Source organism: Salicibibacter cibarius (assembly GCF_016495725.1).
GTDB classification, from domain to species: domain Bacteria; phylum Bacillota; class Bacilli; order Bacillales; family Marinococcaceae; genus Salicibibacter; species Salicibibacter cibarius.
The window spans coordinates 625642-651567 of record NZ_CP054705.1 but is presented as its reverse complement, the minus strand read 5'-3'; the positions used below and the strand labels follow the sequence as shown (position 1 = coordinate 651567).

Here is a 25926-nt window from a genome sequence, read left to right as displayed (position 1 = left end):
CACAAACCCCTTCCTTCACAAGACATATGTTTCATACAATTCCCGCGCATGATCAATATTTTTTGTCCCATGCACAAGGACACGCCCGTCCTGAAACACAGCGAGGCGATGCTCGCCCATCACACAGGACAACAAATACGGATTCCGTTTTGTTGTCCCATACGCTTTCAACTTCGTTTCCAAGTTCGTCAAATCAAAACTCCGTTTTTGCTCCGGACGGATTTGTACGGTGTCACGCCCACAAAGCACCGCGGTTTTGGCATCTTCGGCTGTCGACAAATACGGGTACACGGGAGCTTCCCCACACGTTGGACACGCGTCGCTCTTCACACGGCTCACACCCATCCGTTGCTGCTCGCCCCGCCACACATCGTAAAAAACAAGGCGCTCCTCCACCGATGCGCGGTTGCCCGTCAACCACTTCATCGCTTCCACAAGCTGCAAAAGCGCCGTTTGTTGGACGACAGGCGCGATAACCCCGTCACTTTCACAAGTCATGACCGAAGAGGGAATCGACGCCAATAAACAGTTTAGGCACGGCCCGTCCCAAGGCCTCACCATATACGCCATTCCGTAACTGCCGGCAAATGCCCCGAACAGCCACGGAATCTCATTTTTCGCCGCTAAATCGTTCATAATGAAACGAATGTCAAAATTATCTGTTCCATCGATCATGAGGTCGACCGTTTCAAGCAATGGTTCAAGATTGGACGCGCTCGCGTCCATAATATGCGCCTGTACGTCCGTATCCCCGTTAATGGCTTGCAGATGAGTTTTTGCTGCAACCGCTTTCGGCAACTGCTCCACGGCATCGGCTTCCGTATACAATTGCTGGCGATGCAAGTTGCTATATTCCACGTAATCCCGATCAATCAATGTGAGCTTCCCAATGCCTGCCCTCGTCAACATCTCAGCGTTGGCGCTCCCCAACGCCCCAGCCCCGACGATCAGCACATGGCCGTTTGCCAGTCTGCGTTGCCCTTCTATCCCCATCGGCTTGAACAATGTTTGTCTGGAATAACGATCCATATGCTCATCCACCTATATAAGACATCTCGATTTTCTTGCGATTCCGCGCCGATTCTTCCGTCCGCAATTCCGAATAACGATCCTCCCGTTTTTCCCAAACCGCGCGTATCCAATCACGAATCTCTTCATCTGTCGCCCCATCTCGCATAATCATGCGTAAATCCGAACCCTTTTCTGAAAATAAACAAGTGAACAACTTGCCATCAGCAGATAGACGCGCCCGGGTACACGAACCGCAAAACGTTTCAGTCACCGAAGAAATAAACCCAACTTCCACATTGGAATCCCGGTATTTATAACGGGAGGCCACTTCACCGAAATAATTGCGTTCCAGGGCTTCAAGCGGCGCAATTTGCGATACGCGTTCATGGAGTTCTTTTTTCGAAACGACTTGGGAAAAATCCCAGCCGTTCGTCTGGCCGACATCCATAAATTCGATAAAACGAAGCGTCAGCCCTTTCTCTTTACAGTAACGCGCCATCGGGATCACTTCCTCGTCATTGACCCCTTTACGGACAACCATATTGACTTTCACCCCGAGACCGGCGTCGATGGCAGCATCTATCCCGCGCAAAACGGCATTCGGACTCGTTTTACGCCCGCTCATCTCTTGGAATACGTCGGTATCAAGGGCATCCAAGCTCACATTCACGCGTTCAAGCCCGGCTTCATATAAAGGCTTCGCCTGTTTCGGCAGCATGACCGCGTTCGTCGTCAGCGCAATATCCTCAATGCCATCGACATCGGTTAGGAAAGAAACCAGCTTCGGAACCTCTTTTCGAAGGAGCGGTTCCCCACCCGTTAACCGTATTTTTTTCACCCCGAGGGCTGCAAATTGTTCCGCTGCCCGGGTAATTTCTTCAAAAGAAAGAAGGGCTTCTTTCGGCAAAAATACATGGTCATCGCCAAAAAGCTCTTTCGGCATGCAATACGTACAACGAAAGTTACACTTATCCATGATCGATATCCGTAAATCCTGAAGGGGACGCGACAATTGGTCATGAATATCTTCAGTCATCGGAGGCCTCCTTCCTTCCATACAGCTAATAATATACTTTTTATTTTACCATACGCACCATTGAGGTTCTAATATCAGAGATCAAGTTTTGGAAATACGAATAGTATTAGTTCAAATCAACCAAATGAAGGGATAAATTATAATACCCCTTCATTTGGTTGATTTTATAGATTTAAATTTGTCCCTTTAAAACAAAATCCTAGAATATGCAACGGGCCTCGACTTTAATTTTTCTCACGTTGATGAATCATTTCCCAAATATATTGGGGAGATAAGGGTAATTTATTAAGTTTTATTTGAAATGGTTGTAATGCATCTTCTACAGCATTAGATAAACAGGCAGGAGGGCTGATTGCTCCACTTTCACCTAAACCTTTTACTCCTAATGGGTTTCTTGGGCTTGGTGATTCCATATGAGTTGAACTTATATTGGGGATCTCACTGGCTGTAGGCAGTAAATAATCCATATAGGTCCCTGTTAATAGCTGACCTTTTTCATCATATACGATTTCTTCATAGATAGTACCTCCGATGCCCTGTGCTACTCCCCCAAGGGTTTGACCATCAGCGATAACAGGATTAATTATCTTTCCGGCATCATGAACTACCACATAATTCAAAATGTCAAAAAATCCAGTTTCAATATCTACTTCAACAATAGCAGCATGAACACCATTGGAATACGTAGTAGTTTCGGGGAGAAAGTATTCCTCAGCCTTTAAGCCCGGTTCAATATCCATGCCATAAGGGATTTTATTTGGTTGTAACCATTGCGCTAATTCACCATAAGAATAACCACGGTCAGGTATTTCCCCCACAAAAACACGGCCATTTTCAATCTCTAAATCTTGCTCACTCACTTTTAACAAGTGTGATGCCATTTTTTTGGCTTTATCAGATACTCGTTTTGCTGCCAAACTAATAGCGCTTCCCCCTACCACTGCACTGCGTGACCCGTAAGTTCCACTTCCATATTGCACTATATTTGTATCACCACTAATAACACGAACTTGATCCATATTTACACCTAAATGGTCAGCACAAATCTGTGCCCATGTTGTCTCATGCCCCTGCCCTTGAGAGGCAGTACTTAACATACAAACAATATCTCCATATGAATCAATTATAATTTGACAACCTTCATGTGGCCCTTGTCCTGTCCCTTCTATATAACTTGAAAGACCGAGACCAATATATCTACCTTGATGCCAATATTCCGGTTGTAACTTTTTATACTCAGAATATTTAATCTCCTCTAAGGCTTTTCTAAAACAGTCTTGATAATCACCGGTGTCATAAATCATTGGTTGACCATCTTTATATAATCGACCAGTGTCATATGGCATTTCCTCGGCATGAATTAAATTTTTATAACGTATTTCTGCTGGATCCTCGTTTAATTCTCGGGCAATTAGATCTATAACACGATCCATAATATAAACTGCTTCAGGGCGGCCAGCACCACGATATTGCGAACACGGAACTTTATTTGTTGCTACAACTTTGGCTTCGCACTCATAGCTCGGTATACGATATGGTCCCGGTAAATGTGAGGCAGTATTGTAGGATGTGTTAATCCCATATAAATTATAGGCCCCGGTATCTAACAAAAATTTATCTCGTAAACCTAAGATCATACCGTCCCTTCCTACTCCTACTTCAATTTCATGCAATTGATCACGAGAATGAGCAGTACTCATCATATGTTCAAGGCGATCCTCAACCCACTTCATGGGAATTTTTAGTGTTTGAGCCATGTAGGCCATAGCAATTTCTTCAGGATAGATTAATGCCTTAGGTCCAAAACCGCCACCTACATCAGGAACGATTACATGTATTTGATTCTCCGGAAGATGAAGACAATCAGAAATAAACTTTTGCAAACGATGGGGCATTTGAGTCGAACTCCACATGGACAATGAATTTAATCGATAATCCCAATTTACTAAAACTCCTCGAGTTTCAATAGGATTCCCACTTTGGCGGTTCACTTTAAAAGATTCTTTTAAAACATAATCCGCGTTTTTAATCGCTTGATTCACATTACCTGCTTGAACAGTATATGAAACAGCCGAATTGTCGCCCCATTCCTCAAATAACAGTGGGGAGCTCTTATCCAATGCATTTTTTGGATCCACAACAACGTTTAGTTTCTCATACTCGACTTCAATAAGATCGAGAGCATCCTCAGCTACAGCTCTAGAAGATGCCACAACAGCTGCTATAGCCTCGCCTACATGGCGAACACGTTCATAAGCCAGTGCTCTCTGAAATTGAGGTTTTACTTCCGGGTTCTCACGTTCTTTGACACCTGAATATACTTGAGACATTAGTGGTAAACAATCAACATTGGCTTTATATAAATCTTCACCGGTAAAAATTGCTTTAACACCATCTAGCTGGTTAGCATACTCAATATTTATATCTTTTATTTCTGCATGTGCATGAGGAGATCTGAAAAATGCAACATGATGTAAATTTTGAAATTTCATATCATCCAGATATTGACCCTCACCCGTCAGTAATCTGTGATCTTCACGCCTTTGAATTGATTTTCCAATAAATGATTTTTCTTTGCTCGCTACAGTATTCATATAGGAACCTCCCTCTAATGTACAAAACTAATTATTATTTTATAGGTGTCTCTTGTTTAGTAATTCTTAAAGATGGAATATCTTTACGACTACGTTGCAGTATATACACAAAAGCAATTAAGAGTATTCCCATGAAATCAGTTGTGAAGCCAGGAAATATTATCATTAACCCACTAGGGACTAATATAAGCCTTTCTAATATATTCGCAGGTTTTATAAGCCACCCGATTAAACCCGCAGCTATTGTAAGAATACCTATTACTGCCGTTACAGACGCTAACAAAATTTCTCCCGGAGAACCTTCCATTAGTAACGCTGGTTCGAAGACAAACACAAACGGTACAACTAATCCAGCAATTGCTAACCTAAGAGCACCAAAACCTACCATATTGGGGCTTGCCTTAGCAATCCCTGCAGCTGCAAATGCAGCAACTGCAACTGGTGGAGTAATAGCTGAAATTATGGAAAAATAAACGATAAAAAGGTGAGCAGTCAAAGTAGGAACACCTAACTCAATAAGTGCCGGTGCAGCTAACATCGCTGTTAAAACATAAGCTGCTGCCACTGGCATACCCATTCCCAAAATAATACATATCACCATAACTAGTAACAGTGTAGGGAAAAGCATACCTTGGGTAAAGCCAAGGACGATACTTGTTAATTTTCCACCAAGTCCCGTGGTCATTATCCCTGCAATCACTAATCCAGCGGCTGCACAAGCAGTTGTTACAGGAATTGCAGTTTTAGCTCCATCAGCCATTGCTTCATAAATTTTTCTTGGTCCCATCCGAGTACTTTTACGAAACCAACTGACAACTATAACTGCTAATATTCCATAGAAAGCTGTTAGAGATGGACTATAACCATTTACTAAAAAAACAACTAAGATTACCAACGGAATGAAATAGTACCATCCTTCTTTTAATACCTTTTTTACCTTAGGAATCGATTCATCACTGGCTTTGGGCAAATTCTTTCGCAATGCTTCAAAATGAACCATACCCATCAGTGCGACGTAATAAAGAATTCCAGGTATTAAAGCAGCAACAATTATTGAAGTGTAAGACATTTGTGTAACTGCCACCATTAAAAAAGCGGCTGATCCCATAATAGGGGGTAAGAAGCTTCCTCCAGTAGAAGCAGCAGCTTCAACCGCTCCCGCAAATCGTGATTGATATCCAATCCGTTTAGCCATAGGAATAGTAAATGGACCAGTTGTAGCCACATTAGCTACTGGGCTTCCAGTAATTGATCCAAAAAATGCACTCGCTAGAACTGCTATCTTAGCAGCACCACCTCTAGTTCTACCTGCTATTGCTGATGAAATATCGAAGAAAAAATTTCCAGCCCCTGATTTTTGTAAAAAAGCACCAAATAGCAAAAACATAAATACGAATGTAGCCGCTACTGCCATAGGATTCCCCCAAAGCCCATTAAAACTAAACGCCAATTCTTCCAAAATTTCAATAGGAGGGAACTCCCTATGATAGAGAATACCTGTGAACTGGTGACCCCATAATAAATAGCTCAAAAATACTAGCACCACTACTACAATAGGGAAACCAATTGTTCTACGAACAGCCTCTATACTCAAGATTACTAAAATTAAACCAAAAAAGATATCTGAATTTGTTAATGGGTCCATAATGGAGACTCTGTTTACTATTCTCTCAGCATGAATAGCATAATATAGCCCAGATGCGAATGCTAGACAAACAAAAATATAGTCCATAACAGTAGGGCCATTTCTTAATACTGTCTTTTTTGAATATCCATATATCAGGTAGGTTAACATTAGTATAAATGAAAGATGGAGAGACATTTGATTCATTGGATGCAATGTACTAAAAATAACCGACCAAATTTGATATACTGACAATAAGAAAGCTATTAATGTGATCAGCCTATATTTTTGTCCTATTAATTCACGCTTATATCCCTCTGTAAACCAACCATTTAATGTCATCCTCATTTTCGATAACACTTATAACACCTGCTTCCTGATAGGTATTGGACCAAAGATATCAATTTATCAATCCTTCTTCTTCATAAAACTTTTCTGCACCTGGGTGAAGTGGGACCTCCCCCACCTCAGTGATATTCTCATCATCCAAAGAGGCGAGATCTTCATGTACATTAGACAAATAGTCTAAATTTTCATATATCGATTTAGTAACTTGATAAACTTCTTCTTCAGATACTTGCTTATTTGTAATTAACAATCCAGGAGAATTAAATGAATCTATATCTTCATCCAGGAAATCATAAGTATCTTCTGGAAGAGTTTCAAAAAATACATCCAGATCTTCAGAGACACTATCAATAACATCTTGTCTTATAGGTAACATATCAATGTCCATTGTAGCTGTAGCTTCCACAATACCAGAATCAGGAACAGGCACTATGTCAGCAGCTATATCTACACGACCATCAGCCATATATTCAAAGGACTGTGCCGTAGTTAATTGATCAATAGAACCTCCCCAGGAACGAATATCATCATACGTAACACCATACTCATTAAAAATAGTTCGAGTTGCAATATCTCCCGGACTGCCAAAATCATTAATTGCTATACGAACCGGAGCTTGCTCTTCGACAATTTCATCAATAGAATCAAAATCCGCATTAGCTCTTATAACAAATTGATAAAGCTGAGTAGGTATAACAACACTTATAGCTCTAATATCTTCATAAGATTGATCATAAGGTTCTTCTCCATGTAAAGCAGCATCTGCCGTCACAGAATAAGTTAAAGCGTAAGGTATTCTGTCGATTCCTACCGCCAGTGGATTTTCTATTATATCGCCTGGTTCTGTTGTAATTACAGATCCTTCGTTTTCGCTTCGAATAGTTTCTGCTATCCCCTCGGTAAAAACAGTCCATGCTCCTCCGGCTGTCCCACCTGCTATAGTAGTTTGAAATGATTCATTCGCAGATTCCCCCGATTCGGCCTCAGTTGACTGTTCTTGACTCTCACACGCTGTAAATAACAAAGATCCGAAAAAAATAAATATAAAAATTATAAAATGTTTCAATATCTACCCTCCAATTTATTATGTCGTTTGATTTCTGAAATACTTTACCCAATTAAACCAAATCAAAATAAGCAATATCACTACCATATTATACGTACTTAGTAATGAGTTGCTTATATTATATATTTCCCTACATTTGCAAACTTAAGCACGCATAGTTATTGTATTCAAGGAACAATTTGAATGTTATCACTAACTAACACTATGGGGAATATGATTTTATTATCATAAGTTAGAGATGAGGAATGTTTTGTTTTTACCAATTTAATTGATTTAAATCCCAAAGTGATTACTATCATACTTAAAGATAAGGGCCAGGTAAAGCAAGTCAAAAGCCTATACTAACCGAGCCCCATATCCCGGGATTTGTCCTCGAAAATACATCGAAAACTTATTTATACTTTCTAGTTTCCAGCTTTTGTCCGTCGAAATATGCTTGACTTTTATGTTTGTTATAAATCGCACGTAATTGACATGACTACCGTTTTGCACCTCAATAGTAATATGAAGTTTTGGTAAACAAAGCTATTAAATAGCAGACTGCTCAACTGTATTGGGGGCAAAAAGCTCATCAACCTCTACTAAACGTTCAGATAAGCCTTGTTCATAGTGATATTGCAAAAATGCTTCTAACGTTTTACGATTTTCTTCTACACCATAAGGCCACAAATTACCTTGAAAAAACTCACGCTCTTCCTCAGCCTCTGCGACAAGCCATGGCAACATCGTTTTTAACGCTGCCATCTCAAATAAATTCTTTTCAGCAATTTCTTTTGCTTTTTGAAAGGCTTTTACCAATTCTGGTGCTAACCAAGGATGTTCATTATAAAGATCTTTTCTCATTACCATTGTATGCATAATTGGAAATAATCCGGTTTTTTCGTAATATTGTTTTTCTACACTTTTAAAATCTGGGAATAGTCGTTGAATCCGAGGATCACCTTTATCAAACGCAGATGGTAATCGGGCGCAAAGCATACCATCCAGCTCTCCTTCAAGTAGCATTTCTGTCAAACTTTTTCCTGATCTAGCAGGTTCAATTGAAATTCCTGTAGGTGGTTTCCAAGGAATTCGTTCTTCTCGTCCTGGTTGCTCCTGTCCTCCTGTAACCCACTCAATTGAACCTGGTTCCACACCATATTCATGTTCCAAAATTGCTCTTTCCCAAACCGGAGCCGTCATTTGATATTCTGGAACCCCTATTCGTTTCCCTTTTAATTTCTCAGGGTGATCAATTCCGGCATCTCTATTGACTAAAATATTCCCATGACGAAACACGCGTGATAAGAATACAGGTAAAGCAATAAATGGACTTTCACCTCGTGATACACTCAATGTATAAGAGGACAATGAAAATTCAGCAATATCTATATCTTGATAACGTGACATCCTGAAAAACAATTCCTCCGGCTCTAATGCAAGGGTTTCCAATTCGACTCCTTGTACATTCACAATCCGGTCAGCAATAGCTCGAACTCGGTCATAATCTTCAGTAGCTAAGCTTAAACGTAGCATCATTAATAGCCTCCTTAATAATTATATAAATAATGTTTCACTTGATTTGAGGTAGATTCTATTTAACCATTTAAACACACCCCATTCTACTCCCTTGTGTTTGTTATTACTAACTAACTTTAAATGACGGCTCGCGCAAAGTCAAGGTAATTTTGAATTTTATTTTAATTAATATTGTTTTCAAATTAATAATTATGTCGCTAATACGATCATTGCTGTTTTGATATCAATTTTTATCTTAATCGATGTCCCCATCTTTCCCCTCCCGCGGGGGCGCCCACCGAAGAGCAAAACAAATGAATCAATTACTATATATAATCAAAGTATTCACTAAAAACATACTTGTTTCTGTGTATTAACTTTTTAGGTTATTCGATTTATAAGTATTAAGTTTTGATCTAACCACTTTTATTGTTAACTCAACTTTCGGAGCTGAAAATCACAGGTAAACCCTTATAAAATTAGGATTTGTAGCAGATTTTTTGTCCAAAAAAGCAAAAAACACCCTGTTCTTTGGTAAAATAAAGGCACCACACCAAAACCAAAGAAAGGATGTTTTCTGTGGTTTCAATGATACCAAATTCTGATCAAGGTAACCAGCAACAATCTCGCGTGACGCACTTTTTCAAACAGGCTAAAATTGGTACGTTTTTTGGACCAATCCAATATCCATAAAGAAAAAGGATTTTCTGCCCTCGTTCTTGTACAATTTATCTTTTCCCTCGTTCTGCAAGGGAAGAATCTTTATCGGACGCTCGAGTCCGGCCGCCTTCCGGATGCGCCGGAAAAGGATGCCGTGTACGACTTGATGAAACGCGCAACGTATAACTGGCGAAAATGTCTCGTCTTGGTGAGCGCGCATCTCATTGAGACCTACCTCCGACCATTGACGGATCGCGATGGTGTGTTGATCGTCGATGACTCGAGCTATGACCGTAATCGCAGTAAAGCCGTCGAACTCCTATCACGTGTCAAAGACCACAGCACAGGCGCCTACTTTAAAGGTTTTCGCATGCTTACGCTTGGTTGGTCGGATGGTGCGACGTTTCTGCCCTTGGCTTTTTCATTGCTAAGTTCGAGAAATGAAAAAAACCGTTTCCAGGAGGTGAATCCGACCATCGACAAACGAACGGTGGGTTACCGCCGCCGACAAGAAGCACTGCAGAAAGGGACGGAAACGTTGTTCACCTTGCTGGATGACATCAATCCTGTGAAGCTTGGCGCTAAAACGCTCCTTTTCGATAGCTGGTTTGCGTATCCTTCGATCATCAAACGCGTAGTTACCCAGTATCCCCTGGATGTCGTATGTATGATCAAGCGATCCCCCAAGATTCACTACACCTACGAAGGGGAATCCTATACGTTGAACCAGCTTTACCAAAAAGTGCGCAAGAAACGAGGCCGGGCAAAAATCCTTGCTTCCATTCTTGTTGGCCTAGGTTCGGATGAAAATGGACGGGAGATTCAAGCTCGCATCATCTTTGTTCGTGATCGTAACCGTTCGAAACAGTGGTTAGCCATTCTCACGACGAACCTGGATCATACCGAAGAAGATACTGTTCGCATTTATGGTAAACGCTGGGCCATTGAATGCTTTTTCAAAGTGACCAAATCTCACTTGAGATTGGCCAAGGAATTCCAATGCCGCAGTTATGATGCGTTAACTGCGCACACATCAATTGTTTTTCTCCGCTACATGATGCTCGCTGTGAGCTCGCGGGAGGAAGAAGATCCTCGCACGATTGGTCAGCTGTTTTTCATGTGTTGTGATGAGATAGAGGATCTTCGATTTTCTGAAGCCCTTTTGATGATCCTTGATGTTTTAGGCTCGATGCTGGCGGAAGAACACTTGCTCACGGACGAGCAAATTCAGCCGTTTTTGGATCGCTTGTTTGATAACTTGCCGGAATTTTTGCGAAAACCGTTGAGTACGGCGGACAATTCTTACCACTTGTGCGGTCTTTTTTACCACCTTTTGCAGGAAAATGTACCACTCAATGCGGATCCCTTTACCACAGATGAAAAGAACGGCTTGAAATAAGATATTCCCCGCCCATGGGCGGGGAATATCTTTAGCCATTAAAATGGGAGTCTCCCTAATTCAAAGTCAAGCTCACATTTCAGCTTATCAATCTTTTTTTGTAACTCTTCCACTTTTTCCTCGAGTCTTACGATTTTGGTTTTATCACTAATTCCTTTTTCATAGGGTGTTCCAACACGACTTAAATCGACCAAAAACGATAATACTGCTGGCTCTGTAATATTGAAATCTTCTCCATTTTCTGTTGCTTCGATTTCACCTTCAGCGATCCATTTTCTAACATCTAATTCATCGCAGTCAATCTCATAATTGTGTAGGAGATCGAGAGTCTCCGCGAGTGTCATGTATTCCCTCATTTTAAACACCCTTTCATTTCTAGGTTTTTTATAAAAAATTGTTGTTCTCTTTATCGTTTGCCGTTTGTTTTTGCACACCAAGACGTTCGCGCATCGACACTTTTCCGTCAATGAAAATATCATAGGAATCATGAATAATTCGGTCGAGAATGGCTTCTGCCAAGGTGCCATCTCCCAGTTTCTCGTACCATCCATCAATATCAAATTGAGAACAAAAGATGTTGGATTGTTTTGCCTGACGTCTTGCGTTTATGATTTCAAGAAGGAGAGCTGCTTCTTCATTGGTTAAGGCGTGAAGCAGCCATTCATCAAGAATAAGAAGATCTACCTTTAGAAGCTTTCTCATGAGTTTGACATAGCTGTCATCCTGTTGATATTTTGCAAGTTTAAATTCCTCTAATAGATCAGGAAGCCGTGTGTAATGTACTTTGAAGAACTGTCGGCACGCCTGTACGCCAAATGCGGCGGCCATCCACGATTTCCCGGCTCCAGACACGCCTTTAAAGATAATATTTCGCCCATCCAGAATATAGCTTCCGCTGGCTAAACGCTGGAGTAAATCTTTGTCTAGTTTCCGGTCATCATAATACATGATCTCTTCGATTGAAGCCGGTTCAGGAAACGCTGCCTGTTTGAGAAGACGGTTGAGTTTATTACTTTTCCGGCGGGATTCTTCATGGTCAATTAAGATGCCGAATAATGTATCAAAATCCATCTCTTTATTTTCTGCCTTCGTGAAAAGAGATTCATAGGCTTCTGCCATCCCTGATAGTTTCAATGTTTTTAGTTTATCAATATTCTGCTGGTTCATTTGTTTTTCCCTCCAAAATAGGAAGCCCCACGTGTAAACGCATGCTTATTTTTGACGTTCTGTTGCTTCTGTGTGAAAGCTTTCTCTGCGTCTGCTTTTTTATTGTTCTTGATGAGCGTTTGAATACTTTTTACTGTAGGCCGATTCGTGATCTGGTGGACCATTTTACACGCACGTTCGATATCATAAACCGTGTAGGTGCGTTCCAATTTCTTTAAGGCAAAAACAGACTTCAGCGCTTGTTTTTCAACCCCGTAGCTCTCCAACAAGAACTTCACCACGGAAAGCGTATGTTCCCCAACATCTGTAGCCCAATCTAATGCATTTTGCGGCGTTTGTTCCACGTAATGCTTATGGTTATCCGGCATATGATCTTTCACAGTAGAATGTTGGCCGTATTTCCCATATAATGTTTGATGTGAGGCAATCCTCATGTGATCGAAATAGACTTCGATCACATGATCTGAGACTTTCACATCGACGTGCTTTCCGATGTATTCATAGGGAACGGAGTAGAACATGCTTTTCACAGAGATGTGATAATCAGGCTGCACCTTGGCGGTTCGCCACTCAGACATCTCGTAGGGTTTAACGGGAAGAGGAGTAAGGGCGAACTTCTCTTCTTCCATAAACGCTGACCAGCGAGAGCCTTCTTTTTTTGTGAAGGGCCGGTGGTTAAACTCCCCTAGCTTCTTTCGGATCTCTTGGTTCATTTCCTCCAACGTAAAACATTGGACATGCCTTAACGCAGCGATAATCCACGTCGACACCGTGTTCACCGAACTTTCCACACTCGGCTTATCTTTGGGTGAACGCACGCGTGCTGGCATGACCACGGAGTGATAGTGGCGGACCATTTCTTCATACGTCTTGTTTAACACCAGCTCTTTGGAGGTATGCTTGGTCACCCCTGTCCTTAAATTATCGGGCACAATAATTTGGGTGGTGCCTCCCATGTATTCAAACGCGTGTTGATGAAGCTTAATCCAAGAAGCTAAATCCATGGATAAAGAGCCCTCCACATAGGAAAGCTGAGAACACGGTAAAGCTGCCACAAATACATAGACTTTCACTTTTTCCCCGGTATCGGGATCAATGATAAATAGGGTAGAACCTGCCCAATCGACTTCTAACAATTCCCCTGGTTTCCGCTTAATTCTCATGGTCGCTTTATACTTCTGGGCAAAATTGTGGTAGTGTTCCGTAAAAGTCCGATAGGCATAGGGAATCTTCGCTTGGTCCCGGGCTTTCCTCACATATTCCTCATGAAGCAATGTCAAAGTGACATGGGGCTTGGCCAACTCCTCATGCAAATAATCAAAATCAATCATTTGCCGTCCAGAAGCTTCTAACTTTTTCTCTGGATATAGAAAATCTTCAATCCAAGCATCTGTCATTTCCTCATCGAGCGGACACTTCAACCCTCTTTTCTCCGCCAAGCGTATGACTTCCGTTACTTTTTGCCTTGAACGGCGGGTCATAGCTGCGATACTTCGTAAACTCCTTTCCTCGTCATGTAATTCCAGCATCTGTCGATATGGGAACATAAAAAACCTCCTGTATTCCTAATGTCATGCCGTTTGGCATGCCCATTAAGTATACAGGAGGTGGTGTATTGGTAAAGGCTTCCGCAATAAGTGGTAAATATCTCCGCACTTGGTGGTAAAAAAGATTGCAAGGGTGGTACAAACCGAATGCAATACTCAAAAACCGTTACTTTCTCGAGGGTGAATTAGTCTTAAATCCCTTTATATCAGTGGTTTACGAGTGTTAGTCATGTCCGAAAGTTGAGTTGTTAAAAATATAAAAATGATTATTACCATACTTAAAGATAAGAGCCTTGTAAAAAACACCCATAATGAGTCACTTCCATAAATTTGAAGGATACGTACCAATTCTTGATTAGCAAGCGGACCAAGTATTAAACCAAGTAGTAAAGCTTCAATCGAATATCTATACTTTTTAACCAAATAGCCTAAGAATCCAAAGATGAGCATCACCCAAAGATCAAAAGTTGCATTCCTAGTAGCGAATGAACCAACCATTGAAAACACTAATAATATAGGAATTAAATATGCAGTTTTAACTGATAAAGCTCCAGTCAAACCCATGGCAACACCTGAGGCAAAAAATAGCATCAATATCTGAGCCAGAAGACAAGCTAGGATTAATCCATATACCAGTTCGCCTTGTGTTTCAATAAAACGAGGCCCAGGAACCATACCTTGCATAGTTAAGGCACCCAGCAAAACTGCAGTTGTAACAGTTGCGGGTAATCCTAAGGCTAATGTAGTCATTAAAACTCCACCTGTGGTGGAATTGTTTGCTGATTCAGGAGCCACAATTCCCTCTGGAGTCCCCTTCCCAAAAGCTTCTTTAACTTTGGAAGTGCTTTTTGCTACAAAATATGAAGCAAATGAAGCTACAGATCCGCCAGCTCCTGGGACCAAACCAATTCCAATTCCCAATACAGTAGATTGAAACAGAGTTTTTATATATTTAAATGGTAACTTGAGTCCTGAGTAAATTTGTTTAATATTAATACCAGTATCCTTAATAATTTCTTCATTATGGGTAAATGCGGGTTTCGCGCAAACATGCGAAAAATAGATCGGCGTAAATAAGCCATAACTGTGGCCTCGGAGACGACGTTCTTCGAAAGCGTCCGTGAAGAAGCTTGGCACACGATGGGAATAGCGCACCGCGATAAGTTGCAAGAGACCAATAGCAATGCACATGACGAAACCTTCGATGGCTTTGATCGTTAAGCGGATGTTTCCTCTGTCCTTCTCAATGACCACATGTTCCAGAGGAAGTGGGTCCTTTTTCCGATACCGGTTCACTTGGGGATGGTTTTACTCCAAAACCGGTAGCCAAATCCACCAATGGCCTGTTTCATTTCAGAGAACATCCCCTCGATTTTGAACCGGTACCCATACAGGTGGATAATGTCCGTGGCAGCAAACGTCCGGTCGGCGCTCACCAGAATCGCCAACCGCCCGTTATAGTTCACCAGGGCAAAGCGTAGTTCCTGATAAAGCCCTTTGCCCCATAGCAAATCCAGACAGAGATAGTGCACAGTCTCTTCCTTGCCGTACAGGGTGACGGTGGCCGTTTCAAACTCGGATGCGCGGGTTTTGAAGAGGTCCTTCAATTTGACGACAGCGCCCTTCTTTCGCGGACGCCCTCGTCCTTCCTTTCGGGCGGGAGGGGTTCATAGGCCACCGCATTTGACTTGGCTTGTGTCACGATATGCATATGGCCGTCTCCTGATTGATTCCACCGGACCCACCGTTTAAGCGCAGGAACAGTGAGAAAATAGAGGTCTAACCACAACAGCATACGACCGAACGTTTTAGTAGCCGCCACTAGCATTGCATTAATTAAAATTGAATAATCAAAAGACATATAAAGTTTAAAAATCAAGTGTTTTTAGGCATGTCCAAAAAATAATTAGTCACTTTTGGTATTAAATTACAAAAGTATCCCTTGTATATGTTTTAATGGTGGTATCACAACCAAAAACAACAAAAGATACCGGTACCATGATACGGAAATTTTTTAACGGCTTCAAAGATATTATGATCGAGACGGGTCCACAAATTAAAAGGCTCCGATAAACGCAGTTTCAACACGACGAATCTATATACCAGAATGACCGTCCAAGAAGTTAGGAATCAACTCGTGCGTCAAAAAGGGTATCAAGATAAACGGCATCGATGTGTTCAACGTGGCGTGGAACTCTTTATCTTCCCTACCAGGTGAAAAAAGAGCCTCGCTAACACGTCTGCGGGGATCTCATTATTTCGGCAAGATAACTGAGATACACTGATGGATTCAAAGCCAATTTTTTGTAGATCGTCATCCACCATTGCGTCACTTATCTCATGCCGACCGTCCCATTCGTCCAGGTGAGCCAGAAGCATTAGTTTCAAATATGCTTCGGTCATCAGCTTTTTCGTGTAATAGTCGAGTTTGAGCTTGGTGACTTGTTCATATAATAGCAGGCGCGTTGATTAGCCAAAATTATCCAAACAAAATACTTAAAAAATGAAGGCACCGCTACTACCATAAAGGTAAACTCTACCAAAGGAACGATGCCTTCATGGTACAATCTAACACACTTTTAGACGTCTTTAAATCCTTTATATCGATAGAAGAAATCGAGACTATTCTTCGTTCTCACGACTACGATGAGGTCGGACGAAGATGGAAGGGCCCCGATCATATTTTCTTTTGGTTACTGGTATCAAGCGAACAATGGCAAAACTACCGTGACAGTGAGAACAAACTCAAATTTGAACCGAACCTCAACACCGTTGTTCATACGGTGTTAGCGAAAAAAGCTCGCATCCTTCCCTATGAAGCCGTCAAAGAGATACTGGAGTTTTAGGTTCCCGTTTCAATCGCGAGACCCGTCGTTCTCTAGACTTACCGGTTTCGTTGGCCGCGCTTGATTCCAAAACGATGACTGTAGGCGAAAACCGGCTTCCTTGGGCGCCTTATCACGGAAAACGTTCCGGCGTTAAAACATTTTTCCGGGTGGATACGCTGCTTCCGATCCAAGTAGAGGCTTCCAAAGGGTTGACGCTTGACGCGGCCGCTGCTGATTCATTTGCCCACCAGTTGGTCACGTCTGTTCGAGATCAGGCCTATGCCACCATCTGTGATTTCGATGGCCTTGAAGACGATGACAAAGGCTTTGTGATTCGGTCTGAAAAAGTCTATCTATACCAATGAGAGAGCCTATCCCACGTGTGACTTCTGACCATTCCAGGGTTTTCATGGTCCTTCGATTTATATACAACCAGTTGGCTCCCGAATGGAGGGTAACCCGTCGTACGTTTATTCAGTTTGCAAGGGAATTGATCCTTGGTATATTGCCTTTGGATATCGCAAATAACTTGGCTCAATTTCTAAGTGAAAGGGAAAATATGACTCCTACGTAGAAGGAACTTTCTTTATGGTAAATCAACGCGCCTGATATAATAGGTCAAAATCTATTGGAGCTATCCATTTACCAAATGATGAAAGTAGAGTATTCTTTCCATATTAAGATCCTTTATATTGGATTTGGACAGTATACCACCCGTCTTTCCATTATAAAGGATTTTTTGCATTAAAAACACTTGATTTTTATATGTCCCTTTTGATTACTCAATCTTAATTAATGCAATGCTATTGTGGCACATTGAAATATTAAACTATGTCGCTAATACGATCATTGCTGTTCCCGATAAAACGAGCAAGACTACTATAATGGTGAATTTTGTTAACATCTCCTGATTCCTTAATATGATTAAACTAACAAGGATTGTTAATACGGGCTCTGTTCCAGCGATTACACTTACATATGATACTTGAGTGTGACTAGCGGCTATAAAGAAGAAAAGAGGCCCTAAACTAGTTAATATACCTGCACCTAAAAAATAAGCGTTAAAAGATTTGAAATGAGTATAAAGAACATGACCAATATTACCTCGTACTGCTTCATACAGGAAAATGAATACAAAAGCAGTAATAGCCCCCACCCAGGCACCAAAATAAGCATTATTGAGGTAAATTAGTCCTTGCCCTCTAATTGCTAAACCTATGCCAAAACATATAGCAGCGCTTATACCAATTAAGTAGCCTAACCACTGTCCCCGCATGTTATCATAATGAACATCCTGAGTTTGTGAATTCTGTTTACTTTGAAAAAATATAATCAACCCTTGTAACATAATGGCGCCAATTAATAATAATATTCCAAGAATCGATAGAAAGTTTAATGTTTCTCCCAGTAATAGAAGAGCATAAATAATAGTGAAGATTGGAGCGGCATTTTTAATGGCCGAAGCTCTAGATGGACCTATGTGATTTATGCTTTTGAATAATGCAAATCGCCCCAAACCAGATGTAAACAAACCGGCCAGAACAAACAAAAGGAAACCATCCCACGTAAACACGAATTCATACATACCCAAAGTTAGAGGAACTAAAAAAACAAGACCCAGTAAGAAGACATTAATTAAAATAACAACAAAATAACCGTTACTTTCTCCACTACTTTTCTCAATCCCTTTTTTCACCATTATATTACTAACAGCAAACGATAACGCACTTAAAAAAGCAAATAATATCCCCAATTGACCACCTGCTTATCCTTTCCATATAGCCCAGCCAATTTATTTTTCTTTTTCAGTTGTTTTTGCAATTATTGTTCCGACAATTAATGCCCAAACTGGTGAACTAAGATAAAGAAAAGAAACTCCAGACAAAGAGATTAAAAAAGCAAAAATCACACTCAAGTCATAATGACGATTTGAAAATCCCATTTTAAGACTTGATGAGAGCACACCAATCAATACGAATGCAGCTAACATTGAGGTAAATGATTCAGGTAATTCTTGGATAAAGGGTACTAATTTCCATGCCATAATGGCAAATATCAATATTAATATGCTAGATATAATAGATGCCATATACCTTTTTTCTTTTTTACCAGCATCATCGTCAGAACAAATAGCAGACATTAGTCCAGCCACATTCGCAGACTGCCCACCAAATAAACCTGCAATAGCTGAGAAGATACCACTAAAGGAGACAATACGATTTGTCGGCGCTTTAAACCCATTTTGCTCAACTGCGCCAATCCCAGGAGTTGCATCATTACTTAATATCAACAAAGCCAAAGGGATCGATATCGAAATAGCGCCAAGCAAAGAAAACTCTGGTATCTGAATAGTAGGCATTACATATGACGTCCCTAAAGAATACGCTTGAATATCGTGTGTGATTAATAAAACAATTAGTGCTGTAGCTACTGCACCTAGCACTGGTGGAATACGAATATCCCATTTTTTTAGCATAAAAAAAACAAATAGTGCTGAAAATCCAACAATTGGCATATCTTGTAAAGCAGGGATTAGACGTACAACATAAGTAGCAATTATACCTGCCAACATTGCTGAGACTATTTCCTTCGGGATCCAACTCATGATCTTTGTAAAAAAGCTAGTAACCCCAACTAGAAAAATGATAATACCAGATAATATATACCCCCCAATTAGTTCAGAATAGCTAAACTGAGGGGTGACCATGACCAGAAAAGCGACACCTGTAATGGAATGCGCCCCCACAATTGGCATCCGATAATACATAGACAAGATAATACCGAATAAGGCGCCAAAAAAATATACGGAAAAGATCCAGGATATAGTTTGTTCATAAGTAAAATTTCCGGCTGCAGCTGCTTCAAGAATAATAACAGGGGGACCTGCAATAGCTAATGTCCCTGATATCATGCCTGCAGAAATGTTTGATGTAGTTAAGTCTTTCAGAAAACTTCTAGTGGATGGATCTTTATCATATTTGGTTTTAGTAATAATTCTCATTTCATGCCCTCTCCAAATTAATACAAATAACTAATACGTTATTCCTGCATAGCATAATTTTTTTGCTTTGAAAGAGTACCATATGAATACTAGTAGACACCTATTTTTGACATAATTGAATATTACTTCAAGGTTTGTGTCCCGCATTCATATGGTACATTAAATAGAACTAATTATTTTAGTAACCTCGAGACAACAAATGCCCAGCATCAGGTACAACAGGTTTCAGATCAAGACTTTTTAAAATCTGATGCACGGTAGCCGTCCCTGCCGATAAAACAGGCTTTCCTATTTTATCCTCCACTTTTTGAATTGCTGATAGTGAAGGCATTTGTACGCAAGCAGAAAGGACAACCGCATCCGCTTCACTGTGATCTAGATCATCCACAATATTAATCAAATTAAAAGGATCAAGTTGACCTACTGCTATATTATCACTTACTTCCAGACTAATAGAATCTGTTACCTGTATATCTGCTGATTCAATATAATCGATAACCTGATTTGTCAAAGGCTTCATATATGGAGTTATAATAGCCACTTTTTTAGATTTTAATTCCTTGATTCCTTGAATTAGCGCCCCGGCACTACTAACAACATTTGTTGGACCCCCATTTTCTTCAGTCACTTTCGTCAATTTATCTTCCGAAATTTGATGGTATCCAGGACCTTGGCACATTATTGCGACTAAACAGGCATAAGCAAGCACGTCACATTTAGCATCTGATAATTCAACAGCGCACCTTTCACTATCCTTATCCATTCTTGTGAGCTCATCTTTGTCTACGTTTTTCATTCGCATACGACTAGAGTGAAAAGTAAAATATCCTTCGTATCCTTCTTTTACTCGTCGATTCAACATGGCGGGTATTTCTGTTTCCATTGTAGTATTTGAGCTAGGTACAATAAGACCTACACGATAATTATTTTTCATAAGTATCATCCCTTTTACTAAATTTTAATGATTCTCTATTTCTCTTGCTTTTTCAATAAAATTTTCAATAAGCTCATTGTCAGTAGCATAATCCTCGTGCATTTCTTCAGCTATTTCGGTGATTTCATCCATATCTTCGAATTCGTGTATTTCTACACCTTCTTCCTGAGCTCTTTCGATATATTCATCTTGCAACTCTCCACTGATTTCATGGGAATACTGCGCAGCAATTTCTATAGACTCTTCAACAATGGTTTGCTGTTCTTCAGTTAACTGATCCCATAAAGGTTGGCTATATAACACTCCTATCACCCAATCATGATGACCAGTCATAGCTACATGATCTCCAACTTCATGATACCTGTTGGCCAAAACCGCATCCACATCTACATCAGCAGCCTCCAATACACCTGTTTGAAGAGATGTGTATACTTCTTGCTGTTCCACCGGTGAAGGTGTTGCCCCTAACCTTTGATAGAAGTCATCGATCGCTGTTCCCGGCGGAATCCGTACCTGCAAATTTCTGAAGTCTTCCATTGTAGTGACTGGTTCATCTACAGAAAAAACATGGCGGTTTTCAATCACATAATAACTTAATGGGTGTACCCCTTCATGATCGTCTAATGAGTGCAGTATTTCATCTGCCTCTTCAGTTTGACGCATTTCCTCAGTTGCATCCAAACCACCCAGTAGATAAGGCATGTACCAAGCATTAAATGCTTCTGATCGAGCTGTTAATTCAGCAATCGTTAATGCACCCATATCAAGTGTTCCGTTTCGAAGCTGATCCATCATATCAGCTTCTCCTCCCAGTTGTTGCTGTGGATAAATGTCTACTGTCATTGAGCCATCTGATCTTTCTTCAACCTCCTCTTTAAATTTTTCAACTGCTAAATGCAGTATATGATCATCTGCTGTCACATGACCAAGGGTAATTACTTTTTGCTCCCCATTATTTGTCGCGTCCACGGTTTCAACATTTGCCTCTTCATTACCACAAGCTGATATAAACAAGAGTAATAAGAAGAAACCAAACAATTGTCTTCGATCCATTTTTTCCACCTCCCAATTTTAGTCATATTTGTAGGTTAATGATCACACATTCGTCCTCTATTCTAGTAAACTTGGCACCCATGTGCTTAGAGCAGGTACATAAGTGATTAAGATTAACAAGATAACACCAATAATAAGGAATGGAATTACCCTTATTATGAGATGTTCCAATTTGACTTTTGCTATTGACGAAGTAATAAATAATGCCGTGCCGACTGGTGGCGTTAACAAGCCTAATGCCAAGTTAAAGACCATAATGACACCAAAATGCAAAGGATCTATGCCCAATTCCATCGCAACAGGAAGCAAAATAGGAATCAGTATAATCATGGCTGCAAGTCCTTCCATGATCATTCCTATCAATAGTAAAACGACATTCACCAATAGTAAAAATAAAAGAGGGTTCTCGGTAACGGTCTGCAGTCCCTCTCCAATTATTTGAGGAAGCCTCTCTTTTGTTAATATCCAGGCAAATATACTAGCCATTGCGACTAAAAATGTAACAATTGCTGAATTGGATACTGTTTGAAAAAGAATTTTCGGTATATCCTTCATTTTTAAATCTCGATAAAGAAATACACCAACAAGAAAAGCAATTAATGCAGCAACAGCGGCTGATTCTGTTATGGTCATTATCCCTGAAATTATTCCAAAAATAATTATAAAAGGAATGGAAATTGCAGGGATAATCCTAATTAAAGATTTTGATATTTGGATAAAAGAAGTCTTTTTATCTTGTTTAGGGAAATCTTCTTTAATCGATAAGATATATATGTAAATGACAAATGCAAGCCCAAGTAACAGACTCGGAACAATGCCTGCTAGGAACAAGCCGGCGATGGACACACCGCCTGTAACCCCAAATATTATAAAAGATACACTTGGTGGAAGTGTCGACCCAATCAATGACGAAGAAGTCGTCAAGCCAGCGCTAAAATCCCGCCTATATCCTTCCCTTTCCATTTCTGGAACCATCACTCGACTCATGACGGCACTCTGTGAATTTGCTGATCCTAAAATTGATGCTAAGAACATATTCGCAGCCACGTTTACATAGGCTAATCCACCACGAAAGTGCCCTATAACCTCGTTACAAAATTTGATTAAGCGTGGGGTTATCCCCCCATAACTCATCAACTCACCAACTAGAATAAATAATGGAATAGCAAGCAAACCAAAATTTTGGGTACCAGAGAATGCCATTTGTGGCATAGAATTGAGCATACTAAAATCGCCATCTATCAAAATTAACATTATAGATGTAAAACCCAGTACAAGTGCAATAGGTACACCTAGAAGCAACAAAATGATAAATCCAATTAATGCAAGTACTTCCATATACGGACGCCTCCTTTTCAAACAAAATAGTTAGAATTAAACCTTTAATCATCTTGTATCACATATTACTTTGTGTTTTATCATTTTTCTTCACTATTTCTATCATATTGTTAATACTGAACAATATCATTATTAAAAATGCAATCGGTAAAACAATGTAAGGAATCCACATCGGTATTCCTAAAGAAATGGCAAGGGTATTCTGGGTGGCCGGTGATGTAAACAAAATGTACGAGAAATAAAATAAAATAACAGAAAAAAGTAAAATGAACAACTGTATTACGAAATTTATAACACGCAGATTTAATCCAGAAAATTTGTCTACTATAATACGTACAGCGGCCATATCATTATTTTTTATACCCACCGTTGCGCCCAAAAATGTTACCCATGCGAACAAAAATAATGATAGTTCGTTAACCCAAGGAAGGGAGATTTCAAGAATATAGCGAGAAAAAACACCAATAATCATAACTATAGCCAAAGCGCCCATTGAAAATATACTGATCATATATACAAGTTTTTCAATGAAACTTCTAATTCTACGAAATATATTCACGTACAGATCCCCTTCCTATTAATTGTGAATTTTTTGTTTCCCATGAAGAGATTGGCCACTCCTCTTACCTCTAACAGCCATTAATTCTGAAATGATGCTAACTGCTACCTCGTCTATTGTTTCCGCCGCAAGGTCATGGCCAACCGGAGCATGTATCGGCCCATCATTAAAATTTTGATTTATATTATCCAACATCTCCCTTGTACGTTTCAGCGGCCCTAGCACACCGATATATTGTGCTTGACTATTTACAGCAAGTTTTAGGCAAGCTTCATCCCTTAACTGTTGATGATTCATGATCACCCACCATTTTTTTGCTAAACGAGTTGGATCTGTATCTTCAGGATCTTTGACGAGGTGAGATGCTTTTGGAAAGCGATCCATATTATTAAATGTCTCTCGTGGATCTAAAACGGTTACATCAAATCCTACTTTAGCTGCCAGTTCAACTACAGGAACAGCATCATGACCTGCGCCAGAAATAATTAACTCCTCATTTAAATTAATCGGATCAATCAAGAATTGTCGTCCTTCATAAACTATAGTATTAGTTTTCTTGTGATATAGAGATGTATTATGTTCATGCTCGATCAGTTCTTCAGGGACATCCCCATCTCTTATCAGTGTATTTTTATTTTCATCTAAAAGTAGTTTAGCCCCTGATGGTATTTCAGCAATAAGTGAAACATGTTTATTTTTATTGATTCCATCTTGATAAACTTTCCAGAAACAGTTTTCTTTATTAACAGGTGTGATCCACACTTCTATAGAACCTTTACAACCAATTCCCAAACTCCATACATCAGTGTCAGATAAGTTATAACCTTTTAGTAGGGGCTCTCCATCTTTAATAGCTTTTTTTGCCCATTCTCTTAAGTCAGCTTCCAAACACCCACCACTTAAATTTCCATGCATAACTTCATCTGACGTTACCATCATCTTCGCACCGGGTTGTCGATATGATGAACCCTGTACATTGGCTATTGTTAACAAAGCTGCTCGACAACCTCTATTCCAAGCTTGCTCTATATAACGCATCATCGCACGTGCTTCTCCTATTAAAGACATCTAATCCCCCGCCCAAAAATTAACTTATTTAACATTTCTCAACAATGATTTATAAACATCTAAAGAGATCATGTGATCCACATAGGGGCTAACGACTTCAAAAGCATTCGTTTGAGGAACATAACCATTTTTCCCTAACAAAGGATTCAACCAGATTATGTTGTAAACACTACTACGTAAAAATTTTATTTCTTTTCTTAATTGATCATAATTACCTCGATCCCACCCATCACTAAGAAATATAACAGTCGTCATGTATGGTGATAGTTTAGTTGATGATTGTTGTCTAAACGTTTTCAAGCTTTTGCCAATATTAGTTCCGCTGGATACTTTATTCAAATGTTCTTCCAACCGTTTCATTGTTTCTAAATAGTCTTTCTTTAAATAAGACGTAATAATATAAATTGTGGTACTAAACAAGAAAACATCCATAGGAGCCGTATGACGGTGTAATTGATATATCAACGGAAGGAACAGTTTTATATAATATTCCATTGAGCCACTCACATCAGCTAACACAACAAGAGAATTATATCTATTTCTATTTTCTCCTGATTGATACAGACGAAGAATTTCTTCCCCTCCATATTTAATATTCTTTCGTATTGTTTGTCTAAAATTTATTTGAGATCTTCCATTTATTAATCGATCTTTCACCAAAGAATTTTTAATTAGTGGCAACAATACGTATAACTGTTTTTGTAATGTTTCTTTATCCGTTGTGTCGTGACTCATAAATATTTTATCCGTTAACTGCTCCTGTGGTGAATAGGTACCGACTTTATTAAATTCAAGCATACTATCTTCCAAAAATGTTCCATCTACATTTCCAGTGTTAGTTCCATCTTCCGCCGGTGGTTGAATGCTCGGACTTTGTTTATGAATAATATCTTCATTATAATCATCAACTTCATCTTGTTTTAAAGTTGTATCGTCCTCGTATTCTTTTCCCGCATAGGATTTTTCTTGTTTCCAAAAGCCTTTAAAAACTCTATCGAATGGTTTATAATCTTCCTGATCACGGCATAGCACAGCCCTTAATGTATAATAGACTTCCTCTTTGTTAAACAAATTTATATAGTGTAAGGCATCAAATGTTACAAGGATATCCGCTTGACTGACCTTCATCCCTTCTTGACGTAGCAGTTGACAGAATTGAAATATATCATCATTAATTTGAAGGTATTTCATCATTT

21 protein-coding genes and 1 pseudogene are annotated in these 25926 nt (G+C 39.8%); 3 read left to right on the top strand and 19 right to left on the bottom strand.

What is annotated here, in order from left to right:
• Positions 1 to 15: 15 nt before the first annotated feature.
• The 6 genes from HUG15_RS03395 to HUG15_RS03370 form a co-directional block, all read right to left on the bottom strand.
• Entirely contained in the window at positions 16 to 1029 is a 1014-nt protein-coding gene (locus HUG15_RS03395; protein WP_200127028.1) for a ThiF family adenylyltransferase, read from the bottom strand.
• Between the two features lie 4 nt (positions 1030 to 1033).
• The gene (gene moaA / locus HUG15_RS03390; RefSeq protein ID WP_200127026.1) at positions 1034 to 2047 is read right to left on the bottom strand and encodes a GTP 3',8-cyclase MoaA; all 1014 of its coding nucleotides are present in this window, start codon (positions 2045 to 2047) and stop codon (positions 1034 to 1036) included.
• Positions 2048 to 2271: 224 nt separating this feature from the next.
• Positions 2272 to 4641: a xanthine dehydrogenase family protein molybdopterin-binding subunit gene (locus HUG15_RS03385; protein WP_200127024.1), complete on the bottom strand. Its 2370-nt coding sequence runs from the start codon at positions 4639 to 4641 to the stop codon at positions 2272 to 2274.
• A gap of 34 nt (positions 4642 to 4675) precedes the next feature.
• Positions 4676 to 6625 carry a TRAP transporter permease gene (locus HUG15_RS03380; RefSeq protein WP_211202335.1) on the bottom strand — a complete coding sequence of 650 codons (1950 nt, stop codon included), beginning with the start codon at positions 6623 to 6625 and terminating at the stop codon, positions 4676 to 4678.
• 40 nt (positions 6626 to 6665) lie between these two features.
• On the bottom strand, positions 6666 to 7679 hold the full coding sequence (locus HUG15_RS03375) for a TAXI family TRAP transporter solute-binding subunit (protein WP_200127020.1): 1014 nt from the start codon (positions 7677 to 7679) through the stop codon (positions 6666 to 6668).
• A gap of 528 nt (positions 7680 to 8207) precedes the next feature.
• Positions 8208 to 9197, bottom strand: a complete 990-nt coding sequence (locus HUG15_RS03370; RefSeq protein ID WP_200127018.1) for a substrate-binding domain-containing protein — start codon at positions 9195 to 9197, stop codon at positions 8208 to 8210.
• Positions 9198 to 9746: 549 nt separating this feature from the next.
• Between HUG15_RS03370 and HUG15_RS03365 the strand changes: the two are divergent.
• Positions 9747 to 11121 (top strand): annotated as a pseudogene (locus HUG15_RS03365) (IS4 family transposase); the annotation flags it as partial.
• Positions 11122 to 11273: 152 nt separating this feature from the next.
• Here the strand turns inward: HUG15_RS03365 and HUG15_RS03360 are convergent.
• The 5 genes from HUG15_RS03360 to HUG15_RS03340 form a co-directional block, all read right to left on the bottom strand.
• A complete protein-coding gene (locus HUG15_RS03360; RefSeq protein ID WP_200123699.1) occupies positions 11274 to 11591 on the bottom strand; it encodes a hypothetical protein in 318 nt (105 codons plus the stop codon).
• A 28-nt stretch (positions 11592 to 11619) separates the two neighbouring features.
• Positions 11620 to 12402 (bottom strand): IS21-like element helper ATPase IstB, encoded by a 783-nt coding sequence (istB, locus tag HUG15_RS03355; protein ID WP_200123700.1) that lies wholly within the window; start codon positions 12400 to 12402, stop codon positions 11620 to 11622.
• On the bottom strand, positions 12399 to 13949 hold the full coding sequence (gene istA / locus HUG15_RS03350; RefSeq protein ID WP_200123701.1) for an IS21 family transposase: 1551 nt from the start codon (positions 13947 to 13949) through the stop codon (positions 12399 to 12401). The genes istB and istA overlap by 4 nt, the downstream gene beginning before the upstream one ends.
• A 201-nt stretch (positions 13950 to 14150) precedes the next feature.
• Positions 14151 to 15140 (bottom strand): tripartite tricarboxylate transporter permease, encoded by a 990-nt coding sequence (locus tag HUG15_RS03345; RefSeq protein ID WP_211202334.1) that lies wholly within the window; start codon positions 15138 to 15140, stop codon positions 14151 to 14153.
• Between the two features lie 101 nt (positions 15141 to 15241).
• Positions 15242 to 15556, bottom strand: a complete 315-nt coding sequence (locus HUG15_RS03340) for a hypothetical protein (RefSeq protein ID WP_200127015.1) — start codon at positions 15554 to 15556, stop codon at positions 15242 to 15244.
• A 951-nt stretch (positions 15557 to 16507) separates the two neighbouring features.
• Between HUG15_RS03340 and HUG15_RS03335 the strand changes: the two genes are divergently transcribed.
• Positions 16508 to 16795, top strand: a complete 288-nt coding sequence (locus HUG15_RS03335; protein ID WP_200127013.1) for a hypothetical protein — start codon at positions 16508 to 16510, stop codon at positions 16793 to 16795.
• A gap of 74 nt (positions 16796 to 16869) precedes the next feature.
• Complete coding sequence (locus tag HUG15_RS03330) at positions 16870 to 17142, top strand: hypothetical protein (protein ID WP_211202333.1); 273 nt, start codon at positions 16870 to 16872, stop codon at positions 17140 to 17142.
• Positions 17143 to 17606: 464 nt separating this feature from the next.
• On the opposite strand, the gene HUG15_RS03325 is transcribed toward HUG15_RS03330, so the two are convergent.
• From HUG15_RS03325 to HUG15_RS03290, 8 genes are all read right to left on the bottom strand, one after another.
• The gene (locus HUG15_RS03325; RefSeq protein WP_200127009.1) at positions 17607 to 18530 is read right to left on the bottom strand and encodes a DMT family transporter; all 924 of its coding nucleotides are present in this window, start codon (positions 18528 to 18530) and stop codon (positions 17607 to 17609) included.
• 39 nt (positions 18531 to 18569) lie between these two features.
• Positions 18570 to 19778 (bottom strand): benzoate/H(+) symporter BenE family transporter, encoded by a 1209-nt coding sequence (locus HUG15_RS03320; protein ID WP_200127007.1) that lies wholly within the window; start codon positions 19776 to 19778, stop codon positions 18570 to 18572.
• A gap of 178 nt (positions 19779 to 19956) precedes the next feature.
• Positions 19957 to 20712: a maleate cis-trans isomerase family protein gene (locus HUG15_RS03315; protein WP_200127005.1), complete on the bottom strand. Its 756-nt coding sequence runs from the start codon at positions 20710 to 20712 to the stop codon at positions 19957 to 19959.
• Positions 20713 to 20736: 24 nt separating this feature from the next.
• The gene (locus HUG15_RS03310) at positions 20737 to 21765 is read right to left on the bottom strand and encodes a TRAP transporter substrate-binding protein (RefSeq protein WP_200127003.1); all 1029 of its coding nucleotides are present in this window, start codon (positions 21763 to 21765) and stop codon (positions 20737 to 20739) included.
• Positions 21766 to 21822: 57 nt separating this feature from the next.
• A complete protein-coding gene (locus HUG15_RS03305; protein WP_200127001.1) occupies positions 21823 to 23103 on the bottom strand; it encodes a TRAP transporter large permease in 1281 nt (426 codons plus the stop codon).
• A 58-nt stretch (positions 23104 to 23161) separates the two neighbouring features.
• Positions 23162 to 23662: a TRAP transporter small permease gene (locus tag HUG15_RS03300; protein WP_211202332.1), complete on the bottom strand. Its 501-nt coding sequence runs from the start codon at positions 23660 to 23662 to the stop codon at positions 23162 to 23164.
• Positions 23663 to 23680: 18 nt separating this feature from the next.
• Positions 23681 to 24730, bottom strand: a complete 1050-nt coding sequence (locus tag HUG15_RS03295; protein ID WP_200126997.1) for an XdhC family protein — start codon at positions 24728 to 24730, stop codon at positions 23681 to 23683.
• 24 nt (positions 24731 to 24754) lie between these two features.
• A complete protein-coding gene (locus HUG15_RS03290; RefSeq protein WP_200126995.1) occupies positions 24755 to 25924 on the bottom strand; it encodes a VWA domain-containing protein in 1170 nt (389 codons plus the stop codon).
• Positions 25925 to 25926: the final 2 nt, after the last annotated feature.